This window comes from Vogesella oryzagri (assembly GCF_040148885.1).
Taxonomy (GTDB): Bacteria; Pseudomonadota; Gammaproteobacteria; order Burkholderiales; family Chromobacteriaceae; genus Vogesella; species Vogesella oryzagri.
In genome coordinates, this window is the sequence record NZ_JBEFLD010000002.1 from 272,879 (window position 1) to 297,743 (window position 24,865).

The window sequence follows — 24,865 nt, forward strand, 5'->3', positions numbered from 1 at the left end:
GGCAACGGTGTTGCTGTCGGTGACCAGTACGCTAGCGTCGTCTACCGGGGTGACGGTGATATTGAGGGTGCTGCTGCTACCGGTGTTGGTGGTGTAGCTGATGGTCGGCACTTCACCGTTCCAGTTGGCGGCGGGAGTAAAGGTGTAGTGGCCATCGCTGCTGATGGTCAGGATACCGGTCTCCAGCTCTACCAGCGTGTCCTCACCCGCCACAACGTCGTAGCTGCGGTCATCCACGGTGACTTTCACCACGCTCAGGGTGTCGTCGGCATCGCTATCGTTGACCAGTACATTGCCGGTAGCCGGGGTATCTTCCGCAACGGTATTGGTATCTACCTGCAGGATAGACGGCTGATTTTCCACAACGGCATCCAGCGTGCTGGTCGAAGCCTGGGTAGTGGTGCTTTCGTCGGTACTGATGCTGCTGTCCAGACTGGCGCTGGAAACCGACTCCGTCACGCGCCCCAGGATGGTGTAGGAGCTACCACCGTCCTCTGCGCCAGCGGCAGTCAAACCGGCGGCGGTGGCTTCCAGATTTTGCAACGGATCCTGGCCTTGCTGCAGCGCGCCCAGAATCTGTTGTGCTTCGGCCGGCAGCGTCGGCGTTGCCAAGGCGGCATCGGTGCTGTCATGGCCGGCATGGCCGAACACGTCATCGGTAATCGTCAAATCGCGTGCTTCAGCAATTTTTACGATGTTGCCATCATTCGTTTGCAGCTCGATATTACCATCTGCCGGCACAATGAGTCGTTCGCCGACAGCGACGATATCGCCTACTTTCAGGATGCGCTGCGTGCCATCGGCCGCAACTGCAATGATTTTGCCGCTAATTGCAACGATTTTGCCGTGATTGCCGATCGCACTCATTCAAACACTCCATACACTCTGACCATGATGAGCAGATTCTATGGCCCGGCAAATTCTTAATACATTGTACTGAAGGGCATAGACGCAAAAAAAACCGGCAGATGCCGGTTTTCGCGTATTTGATGCTGTTTCAATGACTTGCCAAGTCGCAGCTAATACTCAGCTGGCCAAGCGCAGCAGCAACTGCACTCGGTCTGGCACGCCAAACTTGCCGAAAATGGCAGTCAGGTGCGCTTTCACGGTGCGCTCGGCAATATCCATGTCCCGCGCGATCTGCTTATTACTCTTGCCGTCGCGCAGATGGCTGACCACTTCGCGCTCGCGCTCTGTGAGCTGAGCCAGCAGCGGGCTGTCGGTTTTGGCGACCTGGCCAAAGCGGGCACACAACTGCTGCATCAGATTCACGCCGATCCAGATGCCACCGGATGCTACTGCGGACGCGACCTGTTGCAAGGTCTCGGCGACAGCAAACGCATGCAGATAGCCGGCGGCGCCCATGCCCAGCCACTTTACCGCGGCAACATCGGTCGGGCTACTGCTCAACACCACCACCCGCGCCCGGCCGAAGTCGCCGCGGCATAGCCGCTGCACCAGGTCTTCATCCTGATTGTCGGCATCCACCCATACCAGCTCACTTTCCTGCAACCGCAACGCCCCAGACACATCCCACAGACTGGGATACTGGGTGCAATTACCGAACACCATTTGCAGATGCTGCTGCAGGGAGTTACTGGCGCTAATCAGCCGGATATCCATATCAACGCTCACTCAGGGCTTGGGCCTTGGCACGCAGTACCGGTTTGAGCAGGTAATTCAGCACGCTCTTGTGGCCGGTAATGATGTCCACTTCGGCCACCATGCCTGGTTTGATCGGGAGTTTCTTTTCGCTCAGGTGCGCCGAGTCGGTCTTGACCTTCACCACATAAAAGGTATTACCCTTCTCGTCGGTGATGGAGTCGGCACCGATCTGGTCCAACACGCCTTTCAGGCCGCCATAAATGGTGGAGTCGTAAGCAGTGAAGCGTACGAACACATCCTGCCCCGGGCGCAGGAAGGCAATATCGCGCGGCGAAATCTTGGTCTCGATCAGCAGGGTGTCATCCAGCGGCACGATTTCCATGATGTCGCGGCCCGGCTGCACCACGCCACCCACAGTATTCACCAGCAGTCGCTTCACTTCACCGCGTACCGGTGAGCGCACTTCCGACAGGCGCACCTTGTCCTGCAGTGCCGTACTGCCGGCCCCCAGGGTGCCCAGCTTGCCCATGGTTTCCGACAGTTCGGTACTGGCCTGGTTACGGAAGGTGAGCTCCACTTCCTGGATCTTGCGCGACGCCTCGGCGATGGCCGACTGAATCTTGGGAATCTGCGCATTGGCCATATCGCGCTCGCCACGATAACGCGACACATCGCGCTCCAGCCGCAGGATGTCCACCTCGGACACCGCCCCGGACTTCAGCAGCGGACGGGTGACGTTGAGTTCCTGCTGCGTCAGCTCCAGTCCCTGCGCGGCCTGGTCACGACGGGCGCGGGCCTCGTTCAGTTCCTGCGTGCGCTGCGTCAATTGCTGCCGGGCAATGGAAACGTTGGCATCCAGTTCCATCTGCTTTGAGCGGTACAGGTCCATTTCCTGGTTGGCGATATCCGGCGCCTGTTGCGTTACCTGCGCCGGCAGCTCGAACGGCTTGCCATCGGACAAGGCACGCAAGCGAGCGGCCTTGGCCTGCAACGACAACGATTGCGACTGGTTTTCGTTGAGCGACGACACGAAGCGGGTGTTATCCACCTGCAGCAGCAGCTGGCCGCGTTCGACGATATCGCCTTCCTTCACCAGAATCTTGGACACCACGCCGCCATCCAGACTCTGCAGATGCTGAATCTGGCTGGTGGGCACCACCTTGCCTTCGCCGCGCGCCACTTCGTCGATGGTCGCCAGGGCCGACCACAGCAGGGCTACGGTGATAAACAGGCCGATGGTCCACAGAAACAAGCGTGGCCGCTGCGGGTTCTGCTCCAGAATCGCCCATTCCGCATCCGCGGCGAAATCCTGGCGATCGCGCAGATCTTCCGCCGAGGACCAGTCCAGCAAGCGCTGGAAGAAAGTCTGCTTCTCTTTGTCTTGTTGCATGCTCATACGCGTGCCTTCCCGATACGGCCCTGTTGCAATGCCTGGATGATGTCGGCCTTGGGACCGTCCGCCAGAATCTGCCCTTGATCGATGACGATGATGCGGTCAACCAGATCAAGCAGATTGGTATGGTGCGTCACCAGTACCAGTGTCTTGCCGGCAGTGATCTTCTCAAAAGTCCGCTTCATCGCCGCTTCGGTACTGTGGTCCATATTGCTGGTCGGCTCGTCCAGCAGCAGCACCGGCGGTGCGTTCAACAGCGCACGCGCGATGGTCACCGCCTTGCGCTGGCCACCGGACAACGACTCGCCACGTTCGCCGATGATCATGTCGAAGCCTTCCGGATGGCTGTTGATGAACTCGCTCAGGCCGGCCAGTTCGGCTGCGGCATAGATACTGGCATCGTGCACGTGCGGCTGCCCCATGCAGATGTTCTGGCGCAGCGTGCCGTAGAACAGCACCGGATCCTGCGCCACATAACCGATATGCCGGCGCAGCTCGGCCGGGTCGATCTGTTTCAGGTCGACGCCATCGATGCGCACCGCCCCTTCCTGCGCCTGGTAAAGGCCCATGATCAGCTTCTGGATGGTGCTCTTGCCGGAGCCAACCCGTCCCAGAATGCCCACCCGTTCACCGGCCTTGAGGCGGAACGACACATTGCGCAACGCGCCCATCGGGCTGTTCGGGTAGTTGAACGACACCCCGGAAAACTCGATCTCGCCGCGGAAGCTGGTGCGATGGAAAAACGATGCCTCGCTTTCGCGTTCTACCGGCATCTTCATCATGCCTTCCAGCGAGGTCAGCGACGACTTGGCGTTGTTGAACTGGGTCATCAGCCCGGCAACGGCGCCCATCGGAGACAGCGCCCGCGACGCCAGCATATTGCAGGCGATCAGGCCGCCGACCGAGGTCTGGCCTTCCTTGATCAGGTACACGCCCAATACCACAACCGAAATGGACATCATCTGCTGGATGAAGCCGGCAAAGTTCATGGTCACCGCCGACAGCAGCTTGAGGCGGCTACCCACCTGCGCCAGGAACAGGGTGGCTTTTTCCCAGCGCCCCTGCAGCTCGCCTTCAGCACTCAGCGTCTTGATGGTTTCCAGCCCGACCAGACTTTCCACCAGGTGGGCATTTTTCTGCGCCGAGGCGCGGAAGGTGGTTTCGGTCAGCTCCTGCATGCGCTCCTGCACGGTGTAGGCCAGCAGCAGCATCAGGACCACCGCAATCAGCGGCGGCAGCACCATCCACGGCGAAATCCACATGATCACCAGCAGGAACAGCAGGGCAAACGGCACATCCACCAGCGTGGTCACCGTGGCAGAGGCGATAAAGTCGCGCACGGTTTCAAATGCCCGCAGGTTGGCCGCAAATGCCCCCACCGAACTGGGGCGCGCCTCCAGGCGAATGCCCAGCACCCGCTCCATGATCAGCGATGACAACATCACATCCACGCGCTTGCTGGCCAGGTCGATCAGGTAACCACGGGTCAGCTTCATCAGGAAGTCGAACAGCAGCAACAGCAGCACGCCCGACGCCAGCACCCACAGCGTTTCGAACGCCATGTTCGGCACCACCCGGTCGTACACGTTCATGGTGAACAGCGGTATCGACAGCGCGAACACGTTGATGAAGAACGCGGCGATCAGTGCATCGCGATACAGCGGACGCCCCTGGAAAATGGCATGCCAGAACCAGTGCTGACTGCGCGCCTGATTCAGCTCCGGCACACGCTTGTCGAAGCGGAAGCGCGGCTTCACCGCGATGGCGAGGCCGGCGTAGCGCGATTCCAGCGCTTCTGCCGTCAGCACCTGCTCGGCCTCCGGCAGCTCTGCCGGGCTGATATGGAACTTGCCTTCGTCATCAATGGCGCGCAGCAGGCAGGCATCATCGCCATTGAGCAGCAGCACCGCCGGCAGCAGCGCATGCGGCAAGCCAATCAGCGGACGGCGCAACACGCGCGAGGCCAAACCGGCACGACGCGCGGCACGGGCAAACATGGAGGGGGTTAAACGCTGGTTTTCCAGCGGGATACCGGCCACCAGCGAATCCCGGGTCGTGGTAATGCCGTGTTCGCGCGTGAGCTGGAACAGGCAATCAAGCAGGGGATCGAGGTGGGTGGCGTGTTGCGATATTTCCGACGGACTTCCTTGCTGCACCTGATTATTCATCATTACTGTCTTTTTCCAGGAGTTTGCGTGCGTGCTTTCATTATGGGATGAAATGTCGCTTTGACCATGGCGATGCCCGGTCCATTATCGGGATGACATGACAAATCTGCAATATATGTTTGATTGATATTAAACAAAATATTGTAGAAACGTGCAGTATTATTCAGCCATGAAAAAAGCCAGCCTGACGGCTGGCTTATCTTGTCATCAGTGCTGCGGCGCACTCACGCCGCCAATGCCTGGCGTCGCGCGCGCACGAACAGCACCACGCAACAGAAATAGCTGGTAGTCAGTGCCACCTCGCCCATGGCCAGGGCTTGCGCCAGGCCGCTATCGGCCCAGCTGCGCATCACCCCTTCGGCAAAATACGCCAGGATGAACATGCTGGACCACTGATAGGTATAAACACGTTCCCGCAGAATACCCATCAGCGGCAACAGCAGCAGCACCGCTTTCAGCATCAGCCAGGAACCGCCCGGGCGCAACGGCGCCAGCCACAGCTCCCACGCCAGGCACAGCAAGATCAACGCCACCAGGCTGGCCACCGCGCCCCAGTGAAACATGCGGGCCTTATTCATCGGTGCTTACCACTTTCTGTTTGTTTACCAGCCGTGCCATCAGGATACCGGCCTCGTACAGCAGGCACAGCGGCACCGCCATCATCACCTGCGACAGCACGTCCGGCGGCGTCACCACCGCCGCCACCACGAAGGCCACCACGATCATGTACGGCCGTCCTTCACGCAGTTTCGCCAGGCTGACAATACCCATACGGTTGAGCAAGACCACCACCACCGGCACTTCGAAGGTGACGCCGAACGCGACGAACATGCCCAGCACAAACGATAGGTACTTATCGATGTCGGTCATCATCGACACCCCGACCGGAGTCACCGCGCTCATGAAGCCGAACACCACCGGGAACACGGCAAAATAGGCAAACAGCATGCCGGTGACAAACAGCACCACACTGCTGACGATCAGCGGTAGCACCAGTTTTTTCTCGTGGTTGTACAACCCGGGCGCCACGAAGGCCCACAGCTGGTACAGGGTATTGGGCAGCGAAATCAGGAACGCCACCAGCATGGTGACCTTCACCGGCACAAAGAACGGCGCGGTAACGTCGGTGGCGATCATGCTGGCGCCCTTGGGCAGTACGTCCAGCAAGGGCTTGGCCATCAGGTGATAGATATCGCCGGACCAGTGGAACAGCGCCAGGAAGGTCAGCAGCAGGCCGGCCGCGATCCGCACAAAACGGGTACGCAGCTCGATCAAATGCGCAAGCAGGGGTTGTTGATCCATTTATGAACGGTGGTCGGCTGCAGGTGGGATGGCGGGGGCCGCCGGTAGGTCGAACAGGTCCAGCTGGCTATCGTCTTTGCGTGCCAGCTCGTCCTCGGCAGACGACAGGTTGGCCGCATTGTCAGGCGGGGCAATGCTGTGCGCGCCATCGGCTTGCACCTGTGCCGCCACCGCGGCCGCTTCATGCTCGATCTCGCGCGCCACGTCCCGTACCTGAGCCACCTCAGATTCCACCTGGTGGCGGAATGCCTCCGCCGCCTGCTGCATGTCCTGCTGCAGTTCCTGCAGGCCGGCCAACTGGCTTTGCTGCTGGATGTCGGATTTCACGCTGGCCACAAAACGCTGCGCGCGGCCAACCAGGGCGCCGATGGTACGGGCCACGGTGGGCAGGCGCTCCGGCCCCAGCACGATAAGCGCCACTGCCCCGATTATCAGCAGTTCGCCAAAGCTGATCTCAAACACGATGGCGGCTACTTATTTCTGGTCGCTATCGTCGGCATCAATGACGCGGCCCTTGCCGGCATCCTTGTCGGTTTCGCCCTTCATGCCTTCCTTGAAGCCGCGCACCGCACCACCCAGATCCTCGCCGATATTGCGCAGCTTCTTGGTACCGAACACCAGTACCACTACCAGCAACACGATCAACCAGTGCCAAATGCTGAAAGAACCCATGGAAACTTACCTCTAGCAAGAAACCGGCGCGTGCGCCGGAAAATGATTACTTGTCGCCCAGCACGTGCAGGTGCAGGTGGAACACTTCCTGGCCGCCAGCGACCCCGGTGTTGATGGCGGTCTTGAAACCGCCGGCCAGCCCCTGCTCCGCCGCGAGTTTCGGCGCCAGCAGCAGCAGCTTGCCCAGCATCGCCTGATGCGTTGCATCACAATGCGCCAGCGAATCCACGTGCTGCTTGGGAATCAGCAGGAAATGCACCGGCGCCTTGGGGTGAATATCGTGGAAGGCGAGCATCTCGTCGTCTTCGTACAGCTTCTGCGCCGGGATCTCGCCGGCGGCAATTTTGCAGAAAATGCAGTTGCTCATGCTGTTGTCTCCGTTTATTGCTGCGGGCGCGCGGCTTTTTCATCCAGGCCGGAAATGCCTTCGCGGCGCTTGAGCTCGGCCAGCACATCTTCGGCGCGCAGGCCGTGATGCGCCAGCAGCACCATGCTGTGGAACCACAGGTCGGCCACTTCGCGCACCAAGTGCAGGCGGTCCTTGTCCTTGGAGGCCATCAGTACTTCGGCAGCCTCTTCGGCCACTTTCTTCAGGATGGCATCCTCGCCCTTGTGAAACAGGCCCGCGACATAGGATGAGCTGGGACTGGATTCCTTGCGGGCTTCCAGGGTATCACCAATGGTTTTCAGAACTTCGGCGGCAATCATTGTGGCGTCCTTTCTGCAGCAGCAGCGGGGGCAAGTATATGTCGATTGTGTGACATCCACGTAACAAGGCGTATGGGGGTTGTCCCTGCTGCCGGGAGCAAGCTGCGGCCAACGTTTGGCGCAGCCCAACACCCGACAACGACATGTCAGTGCGAGTGATAGATGGCGTGCGGGTCTTTCAGTACCGCATCGGTCACCACCCAGTCACCGTCGCGGAACACGCGGTAGAAGCAGCTTTCACGGCCGGTGTGGCAGGCGATGCCGCCAGCCTGTTCCACCTGCATGGTGATCACATCGCCGTCACAATCCAGACGCAGCTCCTGCACCGTCTGCAGATGGCCGGACTCCTCGCCCTTCTTCCACAGCCGGTTGCGCGAACGGCTCCAGTAGTGGGCAATGCCGGTATCGGCGGTAAGCTGCAGTGATTCGCGGTTCATCCACGCCACCATCAGCACGCGGCCAGTGGCGGCATCCTGGGCGATGGCAGTAACCAGGCCCTTGTCATCCCATTTCACGGCATCAAGCCAGTTTGCAGTCATGTGGCCAACCTTTACAGACGAACTTCGATGCCGGCGGCGCGCATGGCTTCTTTCGCCTCGCGCACGGTGTACTCGCCGAAGTGGAAGATGCTGGCAGCCAGCACCGCATCGGCCTTGCCCAGCGTCACGCCTTCCACCAGGTGCTGCAGATTGCCCACGCCACCGGAGGCGATCACCGGAATCGGCACCGCCTCGGACACCGCACGGGTCAGCGGCAGATTGAAGCCGATCTTGGTGCCGTCACGGTCCATGCTGGTGAGCAGGATCTCGCCGGCGCCGTATTGCGCCATCTTCGCTGCCCATTCGACCGCATCCAGGCCGGTAGGGTTGCGTCCGCCGTGAGTAAAGATTTCCCAGCGGTCGTTATCTGGTGTCACTGCCTTGGCATCCACCGCCACCACGATGCACTGGCTGCCGAACTTATCGGCGGCCTGCTTCACCAGCTCCGGGTTGGTCACTGCCGCGGTGTTGATGCTGACCTTGTCGGCACCGGCGTTCAGCAGGCGACGGATGTCTTCCACCTTGCGCACACCACCACCGACGGTCAGCGGGATAAACACCTGCTCGGCCACGGATTCGATCACGTGCAGAATGATGTCGCGCTGGTCGGAGCTGGCGGTGATGTCGAGAAAGGTTAGCTCGTCGGCGCCCTGCTCGTTGTAGCGCTTGGCGATTTCCACCGGATCGCCGGCATCACGCAGACCGACGAAGTTGACACCCTTCACCACGCGACCGGCAGTCACGTCGAGACAGGGGATGATGCGTTTGGCTAGAGACATGATGTACTACGAATGAAGGTTGGCCGCACGGGGCGGCCAACCGGGGGTTAGGCTTCGGACAGTTCGTCCGCCAGCGTCTGCGCGGCGGCAAAATCGATGCTGCCTTCGTAGATGGCGCGGCCGGTAATGGCGCCCTCGATGCCCTCGCCTTCCACCGCGCACAGGTTGCGCACGTCGTCGAGGTTGGTCAGACCGCCAGAGGCGATCACCGGCACAGTCAGCGCCTGCGCCAGCTTGACGGTGGCTTCGATATTGACGCCGTTCATCATGCCGTCGCGGCCGATGTCGGTGTAGATCACCGAATTCACGCCGTAGTCTTCGAAGCGCTTGGCCAGATCGATCACGTTGTGAGTAGTGACCTTGGCCCAGCCGTCGATGGCGACCATGCCATCCTTGGCATCCAGGCCGACAATCACCTGACCGGGGAAGGCATCGCAGGCATCGTGCAGGAAGCCGGGGTTTTTCACCGCGGCGGTGCCGATGATCACGTACTTCAGCCCCAGGTCGAAGTATTTTTCGATGGTGTCGAGGTCGCGGATGCCGCCCCCCAACTGCACCGGAAGGTCGTCGCCCACCGCGCCCAGGATGTCGCGGATCACCGACAGGTTCTTGGGCTTGCCGGCAAAGGCACCGTTCAGGTCCACCAGATGCAGGCGCCGCGCGCCCTGGTCACGCCAGTGCACGGCGACCTTTACGGGGTCATCGGAAAACACGGTGGCATCGGTCATCACGCCTTGTTTCAGGCGTACGCATTGACCGTCCTTCAGGTCGATAGCGGGAATCAGCAGCATGGTGCGTAAGGATCTACGGAAAGTTAAACAGTGCCATCCCAGGCCAGGAAGTTCTTCATCATCTGCAACCCGGCACGGTGGCTCTTCTCGGTGTGGAATTGCGTGGCAAAAATATTGCCACGCCCGACGATACAACAAAAGCGCTCCGGATACTCGCTTTCCGCCAGGTTGATGCCGGCTTCAGCGGGTGCGAAGTGGTAACTGTGTACAAAATAGAAACGCTCGCCATCCTCGATGCCGGCAAACAGCGGGTGTGCACTGCGCTGGTACACACGGTTCCAGCCCATATGCGGCACTTTCAGGCGCTCGCCGTGCGCATCCAGCAGGTTGGCCGCAAAGCGCTTGACCTCGCCCTTGAAGATGCCAAGACCCGGGGTATCGCCCTCCTCGCTGTGCTCCAGCAGCAGCTGGGCACCGACGCAGATACCGAAGAACGGCTTGTTGCGAGTGCTCTCACGCACCGCTTCGGCCAGGCCGTGGCTGTTGAGCTCACGCATGCAATCGGGCATCGCGCCCTGGCCGGGGAAGATCACCTTGTCGGCCTTGATCACCTGCTCCGGGTCGGAAGTCAGGAAGATGTCGGCACCGATGTCGTTCACGAACTGTACGGACTTCAGCACCGAGTGCAGATTGCCCATGCCGTAGTCGATGACTGCAACTTTCATATCAGCCTTACAGGATCATGTTTGGGGTGTAGCAGAATTCCAGCACGATGCCAGAGGGATCGAGAAAGAACACTGCATAGTAGCCAGCGCTGTACTGCGGGTATTCGGCCGGGGCATCACTGATGTCGGCGCCCATTTCCAGCAGCAGCGCATGCAGGGCATCCACCGCTGCTCGCGACGGCGCATTGAACGCCAGGTGCTGCAGGCCGATGCCATAACGCTGGAAACCAGCGTCCGCTTGCTTGCTCTGCTGCAGATACAACTCGTAATTGCCGGCCACATAGGCGCGGGATTCAACCGAACGGCGCGGCTGCCAACCCATGGCCGGCATCACGCGGTCGTAGAAGGCCAGCGCCTCGTCCAGATCGCGCACGCACAGGCACAGGTGGTTTAGGCCGGCGATGCCGGGCTGCACGGCGCTCATGCGGTCAGCGTGCCCTTGGTGGACGGCGTGATGCCGGCCATACGCTCGTCGAATTCCACCGCCATGCGCAGCGCGCGGCCAAAGGCCTTGAACACCGTCTCGGCCTGATGGTGGCTGTTGACGCCGCGCAGGTTGTCGATGTGCAGCGTCACCATGCTGTGGTTGACGAAGCCGTGGAAGAACTCGCTGAACAGGTCAACATCGAAACTGCCGATGGCGGCGCGGGTAAACGGAATGTGGTACTGCAGCCCCGGGCGGCCGGACAGGTCGATCACCACCCGCGACAGCGCCTCGTCCAGCGGCACGTAGGCGTGGCCGTAGCGGCGGATGCCCTTCTTGTCGCCGATGGCCTTGGCAAACGCCTGGCCCAGGGTGATGCCGATGTCTTCCACAGTGTGGTGGGCATCGATATGCAGGTCGCCACGCGCCTGCACATCCAGGTCGATCAGGCCATGGCGGGCGATCTGGTCCATCATGTGGTCCAGGAACGGCACGCCAGTATCGAAGCGGCCAACGCCGCTGCCATCCAGGTTGACGCTGACGGTGATCTGGGTTTCCAGGGTATTACGGGTAACGGTAGCAGTACGCATGATGGCTCAGGCAAAGTAAGCGTGAATGGCGGCAAGCAGCGCGCTGTTTTCGTCAGGGCTGCCCACGGTCAGGCGCAGGCAGTTATCCAGCAGCGGATGATAGCCATGCAGGTTCTTGATCAGGATACCCTCGGCCTTCAGCTGCGCAAACAGCGCCAGCGCATCCGGTACGCGAATGGTGAGGAAGTTGGCCTCGGACGGATACACCGTCAGCAACGGCAGCGTGCCCAGGCTTTCGGCCAGGCGGCTGCGCTCACGGCGCAGCTCGGCCGCCTGCGCGGCGAACACATCCAGGTGGCGCAGCGCGAACTTGGCGGCGGCCTGGCTCAGCACGTTGATGTTGTACGGCGGGCGCACCTTGTCCAGTTGCGCGATCACTTCCGGGTGGCCGGCGGCATAGCCGAGGCGCAGACCGGCCAGCCCCAGCTTGGACAGCGTACGCATCACGATCAGGTGCGGCTGGCTGCCGGCCAGGTCCATGAAACTGTCGTCGGCAAACGCCTGATAGGCTTCGTCCACCACCACCAGCCCTGGAGCGGCAGCCAGCACCGCCTGCACTTCTTCGCGGGCAAAACGCGGCCCGGTGGGGTTGTTGGGATAGGACAGGAACACCACCGCCGGGCGATGCTCATGGATGGCGGCCAGGGTGGCCGGCAGATCGATGCCGAAATCCGGCTTGAGCGGCACGCCGACATAGCGCACGCGCGAGAACTGCGCGTTGAGCCGGTACATCACGAAGGACGGTTCCAGCGCCAGCACCACGGTATCGGCGCTGGCCAACGCCTGGGTAATCAGGGTGATGATTTCGTCGGAGCCATTGCCCAGCACCACGTCGGCGGCCGCCGGAATGCCAAAGGCGTCCTTGAGCTGGTCCTTCAGACCGTCGCCGTGCGGATCAGGGTAGCGGTTCAGCGCCACCTCGGCCAGGACCTGGCCCAACTCGGTGCGCAGCGCCTGCGGCAGATGGTAGGGATTTTCCATCGCGTCGAGCTTGATGTAGCCCGAGGCATCGGCAACATGGTAGGCCTGCATGGCCACCACGTCGGGGCGGAACAATTGCTGTATAGACATTTTCATCGACATTTGTTACCGGCCGGGCCGGTAACAAAGTGTCGGTAGTGGCCCGACGCGGTTCTTGCAACAAGGGCTTCATCGTAACCTGAAACCCCGTTACGGGCTACCGCCGCAGCACGGCAGCGGCCCGGCGGTCATCACTGATCTAGGCGCAACTCGGCGGCGCGGGCATGAGCGGTGAGTCCCTCGCCGTGGGCCAGCACGCTGGCAATCTTGCCCAGCTTTTGCGCGCCGGCATGCGACACGCGGATCAGGCTGCTGCGCTTCTGGAAGTCGTACACCCCCAGCGGGCTGGCAAAGCGTGCGGTACGACTGGTGGGCAGCACGTGATTGGGACCGGCGCAGTAGTCGCCCAGGCTTTCCGAGGTGAAGCGGCCCATGAAGATGGCACCGGCGTGACGAATCTTGCCGACATAGTCTTCCGGCTGGGCCAACGACAATTCCAGGTGCTCCGGGGCGATGTAGTTGGCGATGTCACAGGCTTCGTCCAGATCGCGCACCTGGATCAGCGCGCCACGGTTGGCCAGGCTTTGCTCGATGATGGCGCGGCGTGGCATGGACGGCAGCAGCTTTTCGATGCTGGCCTCCACCTTGGCGATGTAGTCGGCCGACGGGCACAGCAGGATGGCCTGCGCGATCTCGTCATGCTCGGCCTGGCTGAACAGGTCCATGGCGATCCAGTCCGGGTCGGTGTCGCCATCGCAGATCACCAGGATCTCGGACGGGCCGGCCACCATGTCGATGCCCACCACGCCGAACACGCGGCGCTTGGCTGCAGCCACGTAAGCATTGCCCGGACCGGTGATCTTGTCGACCTGCGGCACGCTGTCGGTACCGTAGGCCAGCGCCGCCACTGCCTGCGCGCCGCCACAGGTGAACACCTTGTCCACCCCGGCGATATAGGCTGCGGCCAACACCAGGTCGTTCTTTTCGCCGTTCGGCGTCGGCACCACCATGATGATCTCGCCCACGCCGGCCACCTTGGCCGGCATGGCATTCATCAGCACCGAGCTGGGATAGGCCGCCTTGCCGCCCGGCACGTAGATACCGACGCGGTCCAGCGGCGTCACCTGCTGCCCCAGCAGGGTGCCGTCTTCGTCCTCGTAGCTCCAGGAATGCGCCAGCTGCTTCTCGTGGTAGCGGCGCACGCGCTCGGCGGCAGCGGTCAGTGCGGCACGCACATGGTCCGGCAACCGGTCATGCGCGGCCTGCAGCTCTGCCCGGCTCAGCGTCAGCTCGGCCATGCTGGCCACGCTCATGCGGTCGAAACGGTTGGTGTATTCCACGACGGCGGCATCGCCACGGGCTTTGACGTCGTCGCAGATGGCGGCGACGGCGGTGTCCACCGCCGGGTCCTGCGCCGTTTCAAACGCCAGCAGCGCTTGCAGGCGGGCGTCGAAATCGGCTTGGGAGGAAGACAGGCGTTGCATGTTTACGGCTCCATAGACTTGCGGCCAACCTGCAGGTTGGCCGCAACGGGCATTGGCTTACTGCGGCACGGCGCCGGCAAAGGCATCCAGCACCGGCTGGATGGTGTCGTACTTGAGCTTGAGCGCAGCCTGGTTCACCACCAGCCGCGAGCTGATGTCGATGATGTGCTCCACCGCCAGCAGGTTGTTGGCTTTCAGCGTGCCACCGGTGGACACCAGGTCAACGATGGCGTCGGCCAGCCCCACCAGCGGTGCCAGCTCCATCGAACCGTACAGCTTGATGATGTCGACGTGCACACCCTTGGCGGCAAAGTGTTCGCGGGCGATCTGCGGATACTTGGTGGCCACTTTCAGGCGCGCGCCGTGCTTCACCGCGGCGTCGTAATCGAAGCCGTTCTCCACCGCCACCATCATCTTGCACTTGGCAATGTTCAGGTCCAGCGGCTGGTACAGGCCGGCACCACCATGCTCGATCAGCACGTCGCGGCCGGCGATGCCCAGATCGGCGGCGCCGTACTGCACATAGGTGGGCACGTCGGAGGCGCGCACGATCACCAGACGCACGTCCGGGCGGTTGGTACCGATAATCAGCTTGCGTGACGATTCCGGCGCTTCGGCCGGTACGATGCCGGCCGCGGCCAGCAGCGGCAGGGTTTCTTCAAAGATGCGGCCCTTGGACAGGGCAATAGTCAAAGTCATGATTTTGTTGCGTTGCAATAGTTAGGGCTCAGCGTACCAGAGCTCGGCGCTCTCGCTCAAGGTGAGTGATGTAGCGTTGTACCAGCGTTTCACGTGCCATGTTCATACCGATGAAAGTGCAGCCGGCCCGGTAGTGCTCCTGCCCATCGCGCGCGCTGATGAGCATGACATGGCGGACTTCCAGCCCCACCTGCAGCAAACCGACGCCGGGCAGGTCGATATCCACCTGCGACAGAATCTGCCCCGACTGCAGCCAGGCATGCTGATCCAGGCTCAGCGACAACGCCACGCCGCCCAGGCTGATGTCGAACAAGGGCAGCACGCGCCCCGGCGGTTCATGCAGCCGGCACCATACCGGCTTGGTCAGCGGCGAATGGATGCGGTAAAACTCGCGACGCTGCAGGCGGATGATTTTTTCCGGCAGCGGCATTTCGAATGCGCGACGGCCTTCGTACGTCACCGCCTCGGCCGGGCCGCAAATGAATTGCGTCTTGACCCCGGCCGGCGCGGTCACCAGCACATTGCGCTCGCTGGCCAGCAGCTTCTGGTTGGAACCATCGTCGGCGCTCATGCCGAACACCAGCACGCTGCGCGGCACATCGACGGCCAGCAGGCGGGTAACGATGAAGGAGTTTCCCTTGTTGGAAAATATCGTCACCGCCTGCTTCAGCTCGGCAATGCTGTGCAGGTGCTGCAGGATTTCCAGCGGATTGCTCAGGGTGAACCTGGCCAGTTCCGCCTGCTGCGAGCCGCTGGCGAGGGGGGGATTTTGCTGACTCACGATAGTGATGCGTTCCAGAACGGTTGTGGCGTCTTCTTCGAAGTCTAACGCAACAACTGCTGTAGATCATGGACGATATCGGCCGCCGGAGTGCCATACGGCACATAAACCCGCAGCTGGCCTTCGCGATCGAACAAATAACTGCCGGCGCTGTGGTCCACACTGTAGCTGCCTGCGGCAGTGGCCTGCTTCTGCGCCACTACCTTGTACTGGTTGGCCACGGTCTGCACCAGCGGAGGAGCCCCGGTCAGGCCCATGAAACGCTTGTCGAAGAACGGCACGTAACCGGCCAGCACCTGCGGGGTATCGCGCTCCGGGTCCACGGTGATGAACAGTACTTGCACGCGGTCGGCATTCGCCCCCAGTTTTTTCATCACCTGCTGGTATTCCAGCATGGTAGTGGGGCACACATCCGGGCAGTGGGTATAGCCAAAGAACAGCACCACCGCCTTGCCGCGGTAATCGGCCAGTCCGTGCGGCTTGCCATCCTGGCCGGTCAGGGTAAAGGGTTTGCCGAATTCGGCGCCGGTAATGTCGGTGGCCTTGAACGACAGCTTTTCGCCTTGCGGCGAGCAGGCCATCAGCGCGGCGGCCAATAGCAGCGCCGCCAGGCGTTTCATCAGTCTGGGCATTCAGAATCGCAGTGCAATGAAGAGATAGTGATCGAGCAGCAACGCGGCAAACAACCAGCTTAAATAGTGGATCGACCAGCGGAAGCAGCGTCGCGCGAGCTCGTCAGCATAGTTTCGATGCAGGCAGGCGGCAAGCCACAAAAACCGCCCCCCCAGCAGCACGGCGGCCAACAGGTACACGGCACCGCTGGCGCGCAGCGCCACCGGCAGCAGGGTCACCGCCAGCAACAGCACGGTGTACAGCACGATGGACAAGGTGGTGAAGCGCGCGCCATGCGTCACCGGCAGCATCGGCAAGCCGGCGCGCTGGTAATCGTCGCGGCGGTACAGCGCCAGCGCCCAGAAGTGCGGCGGCGTCCAAGTGTAGATAATCAGGAACAGCAGCATGGCCATGGCGCTGACTTCGCCGGTCATCGCCACCCAGCCCAACAGCGGCGGCATCGCCCCGCTGGCACCGCCGATCACGATGTTCTGCGGCGTATTCGGCTTCAGCAGCAGGGTATAGACGATGGCATAGCCGGCAAAAGTGGCCAGCGTCAGCCAGGCGGTCAGCGCATTCACCAGCCCGATCAACAGCGCCATGCCCAGCCCCAGCGCCGTCAGCGCCACCAGCAGCGTGGCCGCCGGACTGACGTCGCCGCGCGCGGTGGCGCGCCAGGCGGTACGCCGCATGCGCGCATCGATGGTGCGCTCCACTAGGCAATTGATCATCGCCGCCGCCCCGGCCACCAGTGCGATACCCACCGTTGCGGCCAACATGCGCGGCAGGTCCGGCCGGCCGGGTACCGCCAGCAACATGCCGATCACGGCGCAGAACACAATCAGCAACACCACGCGCGGCTTGGTGAGCTGCCACATTGCCCGCCACTGCTGGCGGTGCAGGGAAAAGGTCAGGCTGGCCATGTCGTTCTCCTTCCCTTGCCATGCCGCAGCCGCGGCAATGCCATACGCTGCCGCGCCGCTTGCAGCTGTGCTGCCTGGCGGCGGGCAGCACTCAGCAACAGCAGCGTCGCCGTCAGCAGCAGCATGGCGCCGATGTTGTGGCCGACCGCCAGCGGCAGCGGCAATTGCAGCAACACGTTGGCCGCCCCCAGCAGCAGCTGCAGCAACAGGGCGGCAGCCAGCAACAACAGCCGTGACCGCAGTGCCTGATGCCGCCAGCAGGCCAGCAATGCGGCCAACATCACCAGGCTCAGCAGCAGCGCCCCCAGCCGGTGCAGCCAGTGGATGGCGGTGAGTTGCAACAGGCTCAGCGGCGTGCCATCGGCGCTTTCGCCCAGCGCTCGCTGCCAATGAAAGGCACCATCGAACTGCATCTCCGGCGGCAAAAAGCTGCCGTTACACGTCGGGAACCCCTGGCACGCCAGCGCCGCATAGTTGCTGGACACCCAGCCACCCAGCGCCACCTGCCCCAGCACCAGCAGCGGCAAGGCACACAACAACCAGTACAGCCGCGGCGACACTGCCACCACTTGGCGACCACCGAAGCGCCAGGTGGCCAGCAGCGCCACGATGCTCATGCCGCCCAGCAAATGCGCGGTCACCACCGCCGGTTTCAGCAGCAGCGTTACCGTCCACATGCCCAGCAAGCCTTGCAACAGCAGCAAGACCAGCAGCCCGGTAGCGGGCAGGCGCTGCTGGCGGCGATACCAGGCCAGCGCCGCCGCCAGCAACACCAGCAGCCCCAGCGTGGCGGCCAGATAGCGGTGCGTCATTTCCTTCCACGCCTTGGCCGGACTGACCGGACCATCCGGCTGCACGCTCATGGCCTGGCGGATATCGTCGGCGGCGTGGTGTGGCGACAGATGGCCATAGCAGCCAGGCCAGTCCGGGCAGCCCAGACCGGCGTCGGACAACCGCACGTAGGCACCCAGCGGCACCACGATGCAGGCCAGCAGCAAGGCAACGGCGAGCAGACGTTTCATGAACACCCCCTGTTGCAGCATGGGCGGCACGGTTGGCCGCAAGGGCCACGGTCAGCCGAGGCCGTTATTGGTTTTCAGCACCTTGCCGATTTCCCGGATCACCGCGGTGGGCGGGATGCCATCGGCGTAGAACAGCACCAGATTGCGCAGTGGGTCTACCAGATAAAAACCGTCTTCACGCAACCCGCTGCGATTGGCCTGCTGCAGCAACTGCACGCGCTCAGCCGCCTCGCCCTGGGCGGTGCGGATCTGCTGCATGGCAAAGTGCCGTTGCCGGCACGCCGCATCACAGTTTTGCCCTACCGACAGCAGCACCCAGCGCGCTTGCGGCCAACCTTGCGCCTGCACTACCGGCAGCGGCTGCACCAGCAGCGTGCCGACACTGTGCGTGGTCTGTGGCTGCCACCAGAAATACAGCGCGGTAGAGGCCACTACCGGCGCCAACGCCAGCAGCAGGATCAACCACAGCGGCCGCAGATTGCGCCGGCGCAGCTCAGTCCCCGGAATGCTGTACTCCATGCTGCCTCCTTATCATCACCAGTGCGCCAATGACTACGCCTACCGCCAGCAGCAGCCATTGCAGCGCATACGCATAATGCCGCTGCGGATCGAACCCTGGCTGCACCGGCCAGGTGGTGTACGGGCGCAGTGTCGGCTCCAGCACCACCAGCCCGGTACGCAGCGGCCCCGGCAGCGTAGCGGCCAGCGCCGGCCAGTCCAGCGCATCCACCTCGCCCTCGATGCCGATGCGCGCCTTGCTCAGCAGATAGGGTGCCGGCCGCGCTACCCAGCGGCCACTCAGCCGGCCGGTAGGCAACGGCAGGCTCATGATGCCCACCGGCCGCGGCAGCCAGCCGCGATCGACCACCACCCAGCTGCCGTCCACCAGCTGCACCGCCTGCCACTCGCGCACCCCGTCACGGCCGTTCAGCACCGCGCCGGCTAGCCGCAACGATGGCGCGCTGTCGCGCACCGTCAGCCACACCCGCTGGCCGTTGGGCGCCGCATCGCGCGCAATCTCCGCCAGATGCCGTGGCGGCAGGTTGGCCGCACGCTCAAACGCCGCCAGCTGGGCACTGCGCTGCTGCCCCCGCTGGTACTGCCACACCGCCAGCGCCAGTGGCAGCAGCGCCAGCAACAACAGCCACGCGGCGCTACGCGGCCGTCTAGACTGGGGTGTGGACACCGGGGGAGTGACTGTCATGAACGCGATCGTACCGTTGCTGTTGTTATTGATTGTCGGCTCGCTGGGCTATGCTCTGCGCTCGCTTACTCGCGGCGGCGACCCGCGTCGCACCGTACGGGCACTGACCCTGCGGGTGGCGCTGTCCATCAGCCTGTTTGCCCTGGTGATGGCCGGCAAGCTGTGGGGCGGCTGGTAAGCCTTTACAGCCAGTACACGAACACGAACAGGATCAGCCACACCACATCGACAAAGTGCCAGTACCACGCCGCGGCTTCGAACGCGAAATGGTGCTCGGCACTGAAATGCCCGCGCTGCACCCGCAGCCACATCACCGACAGCATGATCGCCCCCAGCAACACATGCAGGCCGTGAAAACCGGTAAGCATGAAGAAGGTCATGCCATAGGCACCCGCCGCCAGACTCAGCCCCAGCTCGTGCATGGCATGGGCGTACTCGTACATCTGCAGCGACAGAAAGCTCACCCCCAGCACCACGGTAATACCCAGCCCGGTAGCCAGCTGCCGACGCTTGCCGGCCAGCAGCCCCCAGTGTGCCCAGGTCAGCGTGGCGCCGGACGACAGCAGGATCAGGGTGTTGATGGCCGGCAGCCCCCAGGCTCCCATCGCCTGGTAGTGGGCGGTAATGCCCGGCCCGGTCTGCAGCGGCCAGCTGGCAGTGAAATCCGGGTACAGCAGCTTGTGCACCTCGTTGCCCAGCTCCGGCACCGAGATCACCCGCACGTAGTACAGCGCACCGAAGAAAGCGGCGAAGAACATCACCTCGGAAAAGATGAACCAGCCCATGCCCCAGCGGAAGGAATGATCCTCGCGGCCGTGGTAGCGCCCGGCCAGGCTTTCGCGGATCACGTCGCCAAACCAGCCGAACAGCATCCAGAACAGGATGCCGAAGCCCAGCAGCAGGCCGAACTTGCCCGCCGCCACGCTGTTGACGGCTAGCGCCGCGCCCAGCCCCATACAGAACAGCGCCAGCGAGCCGATGATGGGCCAGCGCGACGGATCGGGTACGAAGTAATGGGTTTGCTCGCTGTGTTCCATCATCACGCTCTCCTCATGGGCCGCCTGCCGCTAGCCCGTCACCAGCTGCACCAATAGCAGCAGCAGCCCGATCAGCATCGCCACCAGCACGATGGCGGCGGTGACCACGTCGGCAAAGCTCAGCTTGCGATCCTGCCGCGCGCTCTGCCCCTTGCGGATGCCGACAAAGGCGGACAGCACCGCCCGCAGGGCTTGCAGCGGGTTGTTCATGACCGCCCCGGTACATCGAAGATGGTGTAGGCCAGGGTGATGCTGTCGATACCGGCCGGCACGCTCTTGTCCACCACGAACACCACCGGGAAACGCTTGGTCTGCCCCGGCTCGAACACCTGCTGCGCAAAACAGAAGCAATCCAGTTTTTTCACGTACTCCGCCGCCGCCGCCGGCAGGTAACGCGGAATCGCCTGCCCGATCACCCGCCGGTTGCTGGCATTGGTGATCTCGTAATCCACCCGCACAAACTCGCCCGGACGGGCCTTGAGCGTGGACACCAGCGGCCGCACCTGCCATGGCAATCCCGGCTGCACCGTGGCGTCGAAGGTCAGCACGATGGGTGCGGCCAACGTTGCCGCCGGCGTGGCACTGACCACATCCGGCTGCAACAGCTTGCCCAGCCCGGTTACCCGGCACAGTGCGTCGTACACCGGGATCAGCCCCCAGGCGAACACGAACATCACACACGCCAGCAGGCTGAGCTTGAGCAGCAGCGTGCGGTTGTCACGAGCCGGGGTCGCCTGGTGCGTAGCCATGTCAGTGATGCTTTCCGCCCTGCATGGACTTGATGGCGCCGTTCTCGCCTACCTCCAGCGTCGGCGCCTCGACAAAGCTGTGATACGGCGCCGGGGTGGGAATCTGCCATTCCAGCGTATCGGCGGTTTCCCACGGCTTTTGTGGCGCCGGCTGGCCGTGCCGGATGCTGCTGATCATGTTGTAGAGGAAGATCAGCTGCCCGAGGCCAAAGCAGAACGCTCCCACGCTGGCCATGGCGTTAAAGTCGGCAAACTGCAGGTTGTAGTCCGGAATGCGCCGCGGCATACCGGCCAGCCCCAGAAAGTGCATCGGGAAGAAGGTGACGTTGAACCAGATCATCGACCACCAGAAATGGAACTTGCCCAGCTTCTCGTGGTACATGCGCCCGGTCATTTTGGGGAACCAGTAGTAGACGGCGGCGAACAGGCTGAACAGTGCGCCGGCCACCAGCACATAGTGAAAGTGCGCCACCACGTAGTAAGTGTCCTGCAGCTGGATGTCCACTGCGGCAATGCTCAGCGTCACCCCGGACAGACCGCCGACGGTAAACAGGCAGATGAAGCCGATGGCGAACAGCATCGGCGTCTCGAAGCTCATGCTGCCCTGCCACATGGTGCCGATCCAGTTGAACACCTTCACCCCGGTGGGCACCGCGATCAGCATGGTGGCGTACATGAAGAACAGCTGCGCGGTAGCCGGCATGCCGGTGGTGAACATGTGGTGCGCCCACACCATGAAGCTGAGGATGGCGATGGAGCTGGTGGCATACACCATCGAGGTGTAGCCGAACAGCGGCTTGCGGCTGAAGGTGGGAATGATGTGACTGACGATACCGAACGCCGGCAGCGCCATGATGTACACCTCCGGGTGGCCGAAGAACCAGAAGATATGCTGGTACAGCACCGGGTCGCCGCCACCGGCGGCATTGAAGAAGTGGGTACCAAAGTGGCGGTCGGTCAGCACCATGGTCACCACCCCGGCCAGCACCGGCATCACCGCGATGATCAGGTAGGCGGTGATCAGCGTCGCCCAGGCGAACATCGGCATCTGCATCATGCTCATGCCCGGCGCGCGCAGGTTGAGGATGGTAACGATGATGTTGATCGAGCCCATGATCGAGCTGACCCCCATGATGTGGATGGCAAAGATGGTGAGATCCATGCCCATGCCCATCTGGGTGGACAGCGGCGCGTACATGGTCCAGCCCGCCGCCGCCGCGCCACCGGGGACCGCAAACGAGATCAGCAGCAGCAAGGCAGCGGGCGGCAGTAGCCAGAAGCTCCAGTTGTTCATGCGCGCAAACGCCATGTCCGGCGCACCGATCATCAGCGGCAACAGCCAGTTAGCCAGCCCGGTAAACGCCGGCATGATGGCGCCGAACACCATGATCAGGCCATGCAGGGTGGTGAACTGGTTGAACAGCTCCGGCTGCCAGAACTGCAGCCCAGGGCGGAACAGCTCGGCGCGGATGCACAGCGCCAGCACGCCGCCGAAGATGAACATGCTGAAGGCAAACCACAGGTACAGGCTGCCGATGTCCTTGTGGTTGGTGGCATACAGCCAGCGTGCCAGCCCGTGTGGCTTGCCGTGATGGTCGCCGTGCCCGGCGTGGGTGGTGTCTGCGATCGCCATGCTCCCTCCTTACGCCTTGCCGCCACGGGCAGCCTTGATGTCCTTGGGCTGCACCACGTCGCCAGTCTGGTTGCCCCACGCATTGCGCTCGTAGGTAATCACCGCCGCGATATCGGTATCCGACAGTTGCTTGCCCCAGGCCGCCATGGCCGGGTTTTTCTTGCTGCCGTTGAGCACGATATCGATGTGCGCCGGCTTGTCCTTGGTGGCGATCGGCGAGCCGTCCAGTGCCGGGAAGGCGCCGGGGATGCCCTTGCCGTTGGCCTGGTGACAGGCCACGCAGTTCTGGCTGAACACCTTCTCGCCGCGCGCCTTCAGCTCATCCAGCTTCCATACCTTGTTGGGGTCGTCAGCATTGGCCGCAGCGGCTTTCTGCTTGGCGGCCAACCATTGCAGGTACTCGGCCGGCGCCTTGGCCACCACCACAATCGGCATGAAGCCGTGATCCTTGCCGCACAGCTCGGCGCACTGCCCGCGATAGGTGCCCGGCTGTTCAACCTTGAACCAGGCATCGCGCACGAAGCCCGGAATGGCATCCTGCTTCACCCCCAGCTGCGGCACCCACCAGGAGTGGATCACGTCGTTGGCGGTCAGCAGCACCCGCACCTTGACGCCGGTGGGCACCACTAGCGGCTCGTCGACTTCCAGCAGGTAGTTGTCGCCGCGCCCGGCGGCCTTGACGATGGCGTCCTGCGGCGTGGCCAGGTGACTCATGTAACGGACGTTTTGCTCCAGGTAGTCGTACTGCCACTTCCACTGGTAGCCGGTGACCTTGATGGTGAGCTCGGCCCCGGCGCTGCTCTTCTGCTGCAGGATCAGCCGCGTGGCCGGCAGCGCCATCGCCACCAGGATCAGGAACGGGATCACCGTCCAGATGATCTCGACCGTAGTGTTCTCATGGAAGAGTTTGGCCTGATGGCCGGCTGACTTGCGGTGGCGCAGAATGGCCCAGAACATCACGCCGAACACCAGTACAAAAATGCCGCCGGTGATATACAGCAGCAGCAGGTGTAGGTCGTAGATGTCTTGCGCCACTTGCGTGACAGGTGTCTGGAAATTCAGGTTGGCCGCAGCCGCGCTCAGCGGTGCGCCCCCCAAGATCCCAAGATGGGTATAACGGGAAAGCATGGCGTCTCCCTATGAATCACCCCGTCCTGGCCGCCACTAGCGGCGGCCTGCCGGTGTGATCCTGTTGGTGACGGCAGTATTGTCTGCCGACACCTATCCTCTCGTGTTGGCCGGAAACCCGGTCACTCCCTGCTCTATTTCAGTGGCAGTGCAGTATCGAGATTAGGAATTCGCCGTAAAAAAACAAGGATTTATCATGATGCACCGCAGCAATCGGCACCATTGGTGACGCGCTACATGCCCGCCGCGCGCCTGCCAGCGGCACGCAGCGGAGCCCCCTGCCGGGCGACTAGCCCTCGTAGGGTAATTCCAGCAGCGGCTCACCCAGGTACTGCTTAAGGGTGGCCAGATTATCGGCGTAGGCCAGCTGGTTGGGCACCACGCGGTTGGCAATCCAGCCCGCCAGCTCACAACCGGCGGCGCGGATGGCCTGCGCGGTCAGCAAGGCGTGGTTGATGCAGCCCAGGCGCATGCCTACCACCAGAATCACCGGCAGCTGCAGTTGCTGCGCCAGCTCCTGCATGCGGTGACCATCCGATAGCGGCGCCAGCCAGCCGCCGGCGCCCTCCACCAGCACTACATCGGCCTCTGCGGCCAACCCTTGGTAATGATCGGCGATCAGCGCCAGATCGATTTGCACGCCAGCCTCGCGCGCGGCGATGTGCGGCGACACCGGCGGCAGGAAGCGGTACGGATTCATCAGCGCCAGATCAGTCTGGCCGGTAGCCGCCACCAGCCGTGCCACGTCGTCGTTGTGCCAGCTGCCGTCCGGCAGGATGTCGCAGCCGGAGGCCACCGGCTTCATCGCCAGCACGCTCTTACCCTGCGCCTGCCAGTGGCGGATCAGCTTCACCGCGCTGTGGGTCTTGCCGATCTCGGTATCGGTGCCGGTAATGAAATAGCCTTGTGCCATGGGCAGTGTCCTTGTGGAAAGCTT

At 62.7% G+C, this 24,865-nt stretch carries 33 protein-coding genes; 1 reads left to right on the top strand and 32 read right to left on the bottom strand.

What is annotated here, in order from left to right; all coding sequences use genetic code 11:
• From ABNW52_RS03995 to ABNW52_RS04120, 26 genes are all read right to left on the bottom strand, one after another.
• Positions 1-867: retention module-containing protein (locus ABNW52_RS03995; RefSeq protein ID WP_349584336.1), on the bottom strand; the 867-nt coding region annotated here is incomplete at its 3' end.
• A 159-nt stretch (positions 868-1,026) separates the two neighbouring features.
• Positions 1,027-1,623 carry a response regulator transcription factor gene (locus tag ABNW52_RS04000; RefSeq protein WP_349584338.1) on the bottom strand — a complete coding sequence of 199 codons (597 nt, stop codon included), beginning with the start codon at positions 1,621-1,623 and terminating at the stop codon, positions 1,027-1,029.
• Position 1,624: 1 nt separating this feature from the next.
• Positions 1,625-3,001, bottom strand: a complete 1,377-nt coding sequence (locus ABNW52_RS04005) for an HlyD family type I secretion periplasmic adaptor subunit (protein ID WP_349584341.1) — start codon at positions 2,999-3,001, stop codon at positions 1,625-1,627.
• Positions 2,998-5,169, bottom strand: coding sequence for a type I secretion system permease/ATPase (locus tag ABNW52_RS04010; RefSeq protein WP_349584344.1), 2,172 nt, complete (start codon positions 5,167-5,169; stop codon positions 2,998-3,000). Before ABNW52_RS04010 ends, ABNW52_RS04005 begins: the two co-directional genes overlap by 4 nt.
• Positions 5,169-5,390 carry a hypothetical protein gene (locus tag ABNW52_RS04015; protein WP_349584347.1) on the bottom strand — a complete coding sequence of 74 codons (222 nt, stop codon included), beginning with the start codon at positions 5,388-5,390 and terminating at the stop codon, positions 5,169-5,171. Before ABNW52_RS04015 ends, ABNW52_RS04010 begins: the two co-directional genes overlap by 1 nt.
• On the bottom strand, positions 5,391-5,744 hold the full coding sequence (locus ABNW52_RS04020; protein ID WP_349584349.1) for a DUF2069 domain-containing protein: 354 nt from the start codon (positions 5,742-5,744) through the stop codon (positions 5,391-5,393).
• Positions 5,737-6,468 (bottom strand): twin-arginine translocase subunit TatC, encoded by a 732-nt coding sequence (gene tatC / locus ABNW52_RS04025; RefSeq protein WP_349584352.1) that lies wholly within the window; start codon positions 6,466-6,468, stop codon positions 5,737-5,739. Before tatC ends, ABNW52_RS04020 begins: the two co-directional genes overlap by 8 nt.
• The gene (gene tatB / locus ABNW52_RS04030) at positions 6,469-6,930 is read right to left on the bottom strand and encodes a Sec-independent protein translocase protein TatB (RefSeq protein ID WP_349584354.1); all 462 of its coding nucleotides are present in this window, start codon (positions 6,928-6,930) and stop codon (positions 6,469-6,471) included.
• A 12-nt stretch (positions 6,931-6,942) separates the two neighbouring features.
• Complete coding sequence (gene tatA, locus ABNW52_RS04035; RefSeq protein WP_349584357.1) at positions 6,943-7,140, bottom strand: Sec-independent protein translocase subunit TatA; 198 nt, start codon at positions 7,138-7,140, stop codon at positions 6,943-6,945.
• Between the two features lie 46 nt (positions 7,141-7,186).
• On the bottom strand, positions 7,187-7,507 hold the full coding sequence (locus ABNW52_RS04040) for a histidine triad nucleotide-binding protein (protein ID WP_349584359.1): 321 nt from the start codon (positions 7,505-7,507) through the stop codon (positions 7,187-7,189).
• Positions 7,508-7,521: 14 nt separating this feature from the next.
• On the bottom strand, positions 7,522-7,848 hold the full coding sequence (locus ABNW52_RS04045) for a phosphoribosyl-ATP diphosphatase (RefSeq protein ID WP_174872896.1): 327 nt from the start codon (positions 7,846-7,848) through the stop codon (positions 7,522-7,524).
• A 146-nt stretch (positions 7,849-7,994) separates the two neighbouring features.
• Positions 7,995-8,387 carry a phosphoribosyl-AMP cyclohydrolase gene (gene hisI / locus ABNW52_RS04050; RefSeq protein WP_349584362.1) on the bottom strand — a complete coding sequence of 131 codons (393 nt, stop codon included), beginning with the start codon at positions 8,385-8,387 and terminating at the stop codon, positions 7,995-7,997.
• 11 nt (positions 8,388-8,398) lie between these two features.
• Positions 8,399-9,166, bottom strand: coding sequence for an imidazole glycerol phosphate synthase subunit HisF (gene hisF, locus ABNW52_RS04055; protein ID WP_349584365.1), 768 nt, complete (start codon positions 9,164-9,166; stop codon positions 8,399-8,401).
• A gap of 47 nt (positions 9,167-9,213) precedes the next feature.
• Positions 9,214-9,957: a 1-(5-phosphoribosyl)-5-[(5-phosphoribosylamino)methylideneamino]imidazole-4-carboxamide isomerase gene (gene hisA / locus ABNW52_RS04060; RefSeq protein ID WP_349584367.1), complete on the bottom strand. Its 744-nt coding sequence runs from the start codon at positions 9,955-9,957 to the stop codon at positions 9,214-9,216.
• A gap of 23 nt (positions 9,958-9,980) precedes the next feature.
• Positions 9,981-10,622 (bottom strand): imidazole glycerol phosphate synthase subunit HisH, encoded by a 642-nt coding sequence (hisH, locus tag ABNW52_RS04065; RefSeq protein WP_349584370.1) that lies wholly within the window; start codon positions 10,620-10,622, stop codon positions 9,981-9,983.
• A 7-nt stretch (positions 10,623-10,629) separates the two neighbouring features.
• Positions 10,630-11,046: a VOC family protein gene (locus ABNW52_RS04070; protein ID WP_349584373.1), complete on the bottom strand. Its 417-nt coding sequence runs from the start codon at positions 11,044-11,046 to the stop codon at positions 10,630-10,632.
• Entirely contained in the window at positions 11,043-11,636 is a 594-nt protein-coding gene (gene hisB / locus ABNW52_RS04075; RefSeq protein WP_349584375.1) for an imidazoleglycerol-phosphate dehydratase HisB, read from the bottom strand. Before hisB ends, ABNW52_RS04070 begins: the two co-directional genes overlap by 4 nt.
• A 6-nt stretch (positions 11,637-11,642) precedes the next feature.
• On the bottom strand, positions 11,643-12,713 hold the full coding sequence (gene hisC / locus ABNW52_RS04080; RefSeq protein WP_349584377.1) for a histidinol-phosphate transaminase: 1,071 nt from the start codon (positions 12,711-12,713) through the stop codon (positions 11,643-11,645).
• A 134-nt stretch (positions 12,714-12,847) separates the two neighbouring features.
• The gene (gene hisD / locus ABNW52_RS04085; RefSeq protein WP_349584380.1) at positions 12,848-14,140 is read right to left on the bottom strand and encodes a histidinol dehydrogenase; all 1,293 of its coding nucleotides are present in this window, start codon (positions 14,138-14,140) and stop codon (positions 12,848-12,850) included.
• Between the two features lie 57 nt (positions 14,141-14,197).
• Positions 14,198-14,839, bottom strand: coding sequence for an ATP phosphoribosyltransferase (gene hisG, locus ABNW52_RS04090; RefSeq protein WP_349584383.1), 642 nt, complete (start codon positions 14,837-14,839; stop codon positions 14,198-14,200).
• 28 nt (positions 14,840-14,867) lie between these two features.
• Complete coding sequence (locus tag ABNW52_RS04095) at positions 14,868-15,620, bottom strand: flagellar brake protein (RefSeq protein ID WP_349584385.1); 753 nt, start codon at positions 15,618-15,620, stop codon at positions 14,868-14,870.
• Positions 15,621-15,664: 44 nt separating this feature from the next.
• Positions 15,665-16,240: an SCO family protein gene (locus tag ABNW52_RS04100; RefSeq protein WP_349584387.1), complete on the bottom strand. Its 576-nt coding sequence runs from the start codon at positions 16,238-16,240 to the stop codon at positions 15,665-15,667.
• A gap of 12 nt (positions 16,241-16,252) precedes the next feature.
• Positions 16,253-17,155: a heme o synthase gene (locus ABNW52_RS04105; protein WP_349584390.1), complete on the bottom strand. Its 903-nt coding sequence runs from the start codon at positions 17,153-17,155 to the stop codon at positions 16,253-16,255.
• Positions 17,143-18,177 (bottom strand): COX15/CtaA family protein, encoded by a 1,035-nt coding sequence (locus ABNW52_RS04110; protein WP_349584393.1) that lies wholly within the window; start codon positions 18,175-18,177, stop codon positions 17,143-17,145. Before ABNW52_RS04110 ends, ABNW52_RS04105 begins: the two co-directional genes overlap by 13 nt.
• 51 nt (positions 18,178-18,228) lie before the next feature.
• On the bottom strand, positions 18,229-18,696 hold the full coding sequence (locus ABNW52_RS04115; protein WP_349584395.1) for a hypothetical protein: 468 nt from the start codon (positions 18,694-18,696) through the stop codon (positions 18,229-18,231).
• Positions 18,671-19,381 carry an SURF1 family protein gene (locus ABNW52_RS04120; RefSeq protein ID WP_349584397.1) on the bottom strand — a complete coding sequence of 237 codons (711 nt, stop codon included), beginning with the start codon at positions 19,379-19,381 and terminating at the stop codon, positions 18,671-18,673. Before ABNW52_RS04120 ends, ABNW52_RS04115 begins: the two co-directional genes overlap by 26 nt.
• Here ABNW52_RS04120 and ABNW52_RS04125 point away from each other — a divergent pair.
• On the top strand, positions 19,380-19,559 hold the full coding sequence (locus ABNW52_RS04125) for a twin transmembrane helix small protein (protein ID WP_349584399.1): 180 nt from the start codon (positions 19,380-19,382) through the stop codon (positions 19,557-19,559). The two genes, ABNW52_RS04120 and ABNW52_RS04125, sit on opposite strands and share 2 nt — an antisense overlap.
• A 4-nt stretch (positions 19,560-19,563) precedes the next feature.
• Here ABNW52_RS04125 and ABNW52_RS04130 read toward each other — a convergent pair whose 3' ends face one another.
• From ABNW52_RS04130 to bioD, 6 genes are all read right to left on the bottom strand, one after another.
• Positions 19,564-20,421 carry a cytochrome c oxidase subunit 3 gene (locus ABNW52_RS04130; RefSeq protein WP_349584402.1) on the bottom strand — a complete coding sequence of 286 codons (858 nt, stop codon included), beginning with the start codon at positions 20,419-20,421 and terminating at the stop codon, positions 19,564-19,566.
• A gap of 27 nt (positions 20,422-20,448) precedes the next feature.
• A complete protein-coding gene (locus tag ABNW52_RS04135; RefSeq protein WP_349584405.1) occupies positions 20,449-20,628 on the bottom strand; it encodes a DUF2970 domain-containing protein in 180 nt (59 codons plus the stop codon).
• Complete coding sequence (locus tag ABNW52_RS04140; protein WP_349584408.1) at positions 20,625-21,167, bottom strand: cytochrome c oxidase assembly protein; 543 nt, start codon at positions 21,165-21,167, stop codon at positions 20,625-20,627. Before ABNW52_RS04140 ends, ABNW52_RS04135 begins: the two co-directional genes overlap by 4 nt.
• Before the next feature lies 1 nt (position 21,168).
• Positions 21,169-22,800, bottom strand: a complete 1,632-nt coding sequence (gene ctaD / locus ABNW52_RS04145; protein WP_349584411.1) for a cytochrome c oxidase subunit I — start codon at positions 22,798-22,800, stop codon at positions 21,169-21,171.
• Between the two features lie 9 nt (positions 22,801-22,809).
• Positions 22,810-23,928 carry a cytochrome c oxidase subunit II gene (coxB, locus tag ABNW52_RS04150; RefSeq protein ID WP_349584414.1) on the bottom strand — a complete coding sequence of 373 codons (1,119 nt, stop codon included), beginning with the start codon at positions 23,926-23,928 and terminating at the stop codon, positions 22,810-22,812.
• A gap of 289 nt (positions 23,929-24,217) precedes the next feature.
• Positions 24,218-24,841: a dethiobiotin synthase gene (gene bioD / locus ABNW52_RS04155; protein WP_349584417.1), complete on the bottom strand. Its 624-nt coding sequence runs from the start codon at positions 24,839-24,841 to the stop codon at positions 24,218-24,220.
• Positions 24,842-24,865 lie beyond the last annotated feature (24 nt).

Coding starts and splice junctions, on each gene's coding strand:
- hisD (WP_349584380.1), bottom strand. CDS start 14,140: ATGCAACGCCTGTCTTCCTCCCAAGCCGATTTCGACGCCCGCCTGCAA.
- ABNW52_RS04130 (WP_349584402.1), bottom strand. CDS start 20,421: ATGATGGAACACAGCGAGCAAACCCATTACTTCGTACCCGATCCGTCG.
- ABNW52_RS04020 (WP_349584349.1), bottom strand. CDS start 5,744: ATGAATAAGGCCCGCATGTTTCACTGGGGCGCGGTGGCCAGCCTGGTG.
- ABNW52_RS04125 (WP_349584399.1), top strand. CDS start 19,380: ATGAACGCGATCGTACCGTTGCTGTTGTTATTGATTGTCGGCTCGCTG.
- tatA (WP_349584357.1), bottom strand. CDS start 7,140: ATGGGTTCTTTCAGCATTTGGCACTGGTTGATCGTGTTGCTGGTAGTG.
- bioD (WP_349584417.1), bottom strand. CDS start 24,841: ATGGCACAAGGCTATTTCATTACCGGCACCGATACCGAGATCGGCAAG.
- hisI (WP_349584362.1), bottom strand. CDS start 8,387: ATGACTGCAAACTGGCTTGATGCCGTGAAATGGGATGACAAGGGCCTG.
- hisA (WP_349584367.1), bottom strand. CDS start 9,957: ATGCTGCTGATTCCCGCTATCGACCTGAAGGACGGTCAATGCGTACGC.
- hisH (WP_349584370.1), bottom strand. CDS start 10,622: ATGAAAGTTGCAGTCATCGACTACGGCATGGGCAATCTGCACTCGGTG.
- hisF (WP_349584365.1), bottom strand. CDS start 9,166: ATGTCTCTAGCCAAACGCATCATCCCCTGTCTCGACGTGACTGCCGGT.
- coxB (WP_349584414.1), bottom strand. CDS start 23,928: ATGCTTTCCCGTTATACCCATCTTGGGATCTTGGGGGGCGCACCGCTG.
- ABNW52_RS04070 (WP_349584373.1), bottom strand. CDS start 11,046: ATGAGCGCCGTGCAGCCCGGCATCGCCGGCCTAAACCACCTGTGCCTG.
- ABNW52_RS04005 (WP_349584341.1), bottom strand. CDS start 3,001: ATGAGCATGCAACAAGACAAAGAGAAGCAGACTTTCTTCCAGCGCTTG.
- ctaD (WP_349584411.1), bottom strand. CDS start 22,800: ATGGCGATCGCAGACACCACCCACGCCGGGCACGGCGACCATCACGGC.
- hisG (WP_349584383.1), bottom strand. CDS start 14,839: ATGACTTTGACTATTGCCCTGTCCAAGGGCCGCATCTTTGAAGAAACC.
- ABNW52_RS04010 (WP_349584344.1), bottom strand. CDS start 5,169: ATGATGAATAATCAGGTGCAGCAAGGAAGTCCGTCGGAAATATCGCAA.
- ABNW52_RS04135 (WP_349584405.1), bottom strand. CDS start 20,628: ATGAACAACCCGCTGCAAGCCCTGCGGGCGGTGCTGTCCGCCTTTGTC.
- ABNW52_RS04105 (WP_349584390.1), bottom strand. CDS start 17,155: ATGGCCAGCCTGACCTTTTCCCTGCACCGCCAGCAGTGGCGGGCAATG.
- ABNW52_RS04100 (WP_349584387.1), bottom strand. CDS start 16,240: ATGAAACGCCTGGCGGCGCTGCTATTGGCCGCCGCGCTGATGGCCTGC.
- hisB (WP_349584375.1), bottom strand. CDS start 11,636: ATGCGTACTGCTACCGTTACCCGTAATACCCTGGAAACCCAGATCACC.
- ABNW52_RS04000 (WP_349584338.1), bottom strand. CDS start 1,623: ATGGATATCCGGCTGATTAGCGCCAGTAACTCCCTGCAGCAGCATCTG.
- ABNW52_RS04120 (WP_349584397.1), bottom strand. CDS start 19,381: ATGACAGTCACTCCCCCGGTGTCCACACCCCAGTCTAGACGGCCGCGT.
- hisC (WP_349584377.1), bottom strand. CDS start 12,713: ATGAAAATGTCTATACAGCAATTGTTCCGCCCCGACGTGGTGGCCATG.
- ABNW52_RS04140 (WP_349584408.1), bottom strand. CDS start 21,167: ATGGCTACGCACCAGGCGACCCCGGCTCGTGACAACCGCACGCTGCTG.
- ABNW52_RS04115 (WP_349584395.1), bottom strand. CDS start 18,696: ATGGAGTACAGCATTCCGGGGACTGAGCTGCGCCGGCGCAATCTGCGG.
- ABNW52_RS04040 (WP_349584359.1), bottom strand. CDS start 7,507: ATGAGCAACTGCATTTTCTGCAAAATTGCCGCCGGCGAGATCCCGGCG.
- ABNW52_RS04110 (WP_349584393.1), bottom strand. CDS start 18,177: ATGAAACGTCTGCTCGCCGTTGCCTTGCTGCTGGCCTGCATCGTGGTG.
- tatC (WP_349584352.1), bottom strand. CDS start 6,468: ATGGATCAACAACCCCTGCTTGCGCATTTGATCGAGCTGCGTACCCGT.
- ABNW52_RS04045 (WP_174872896.1), bottom strand. CDS start 7,848: ATGATTGCCGCCGAAGTTCTGAAAACCATTGGTGATACCCTGGAAGCC.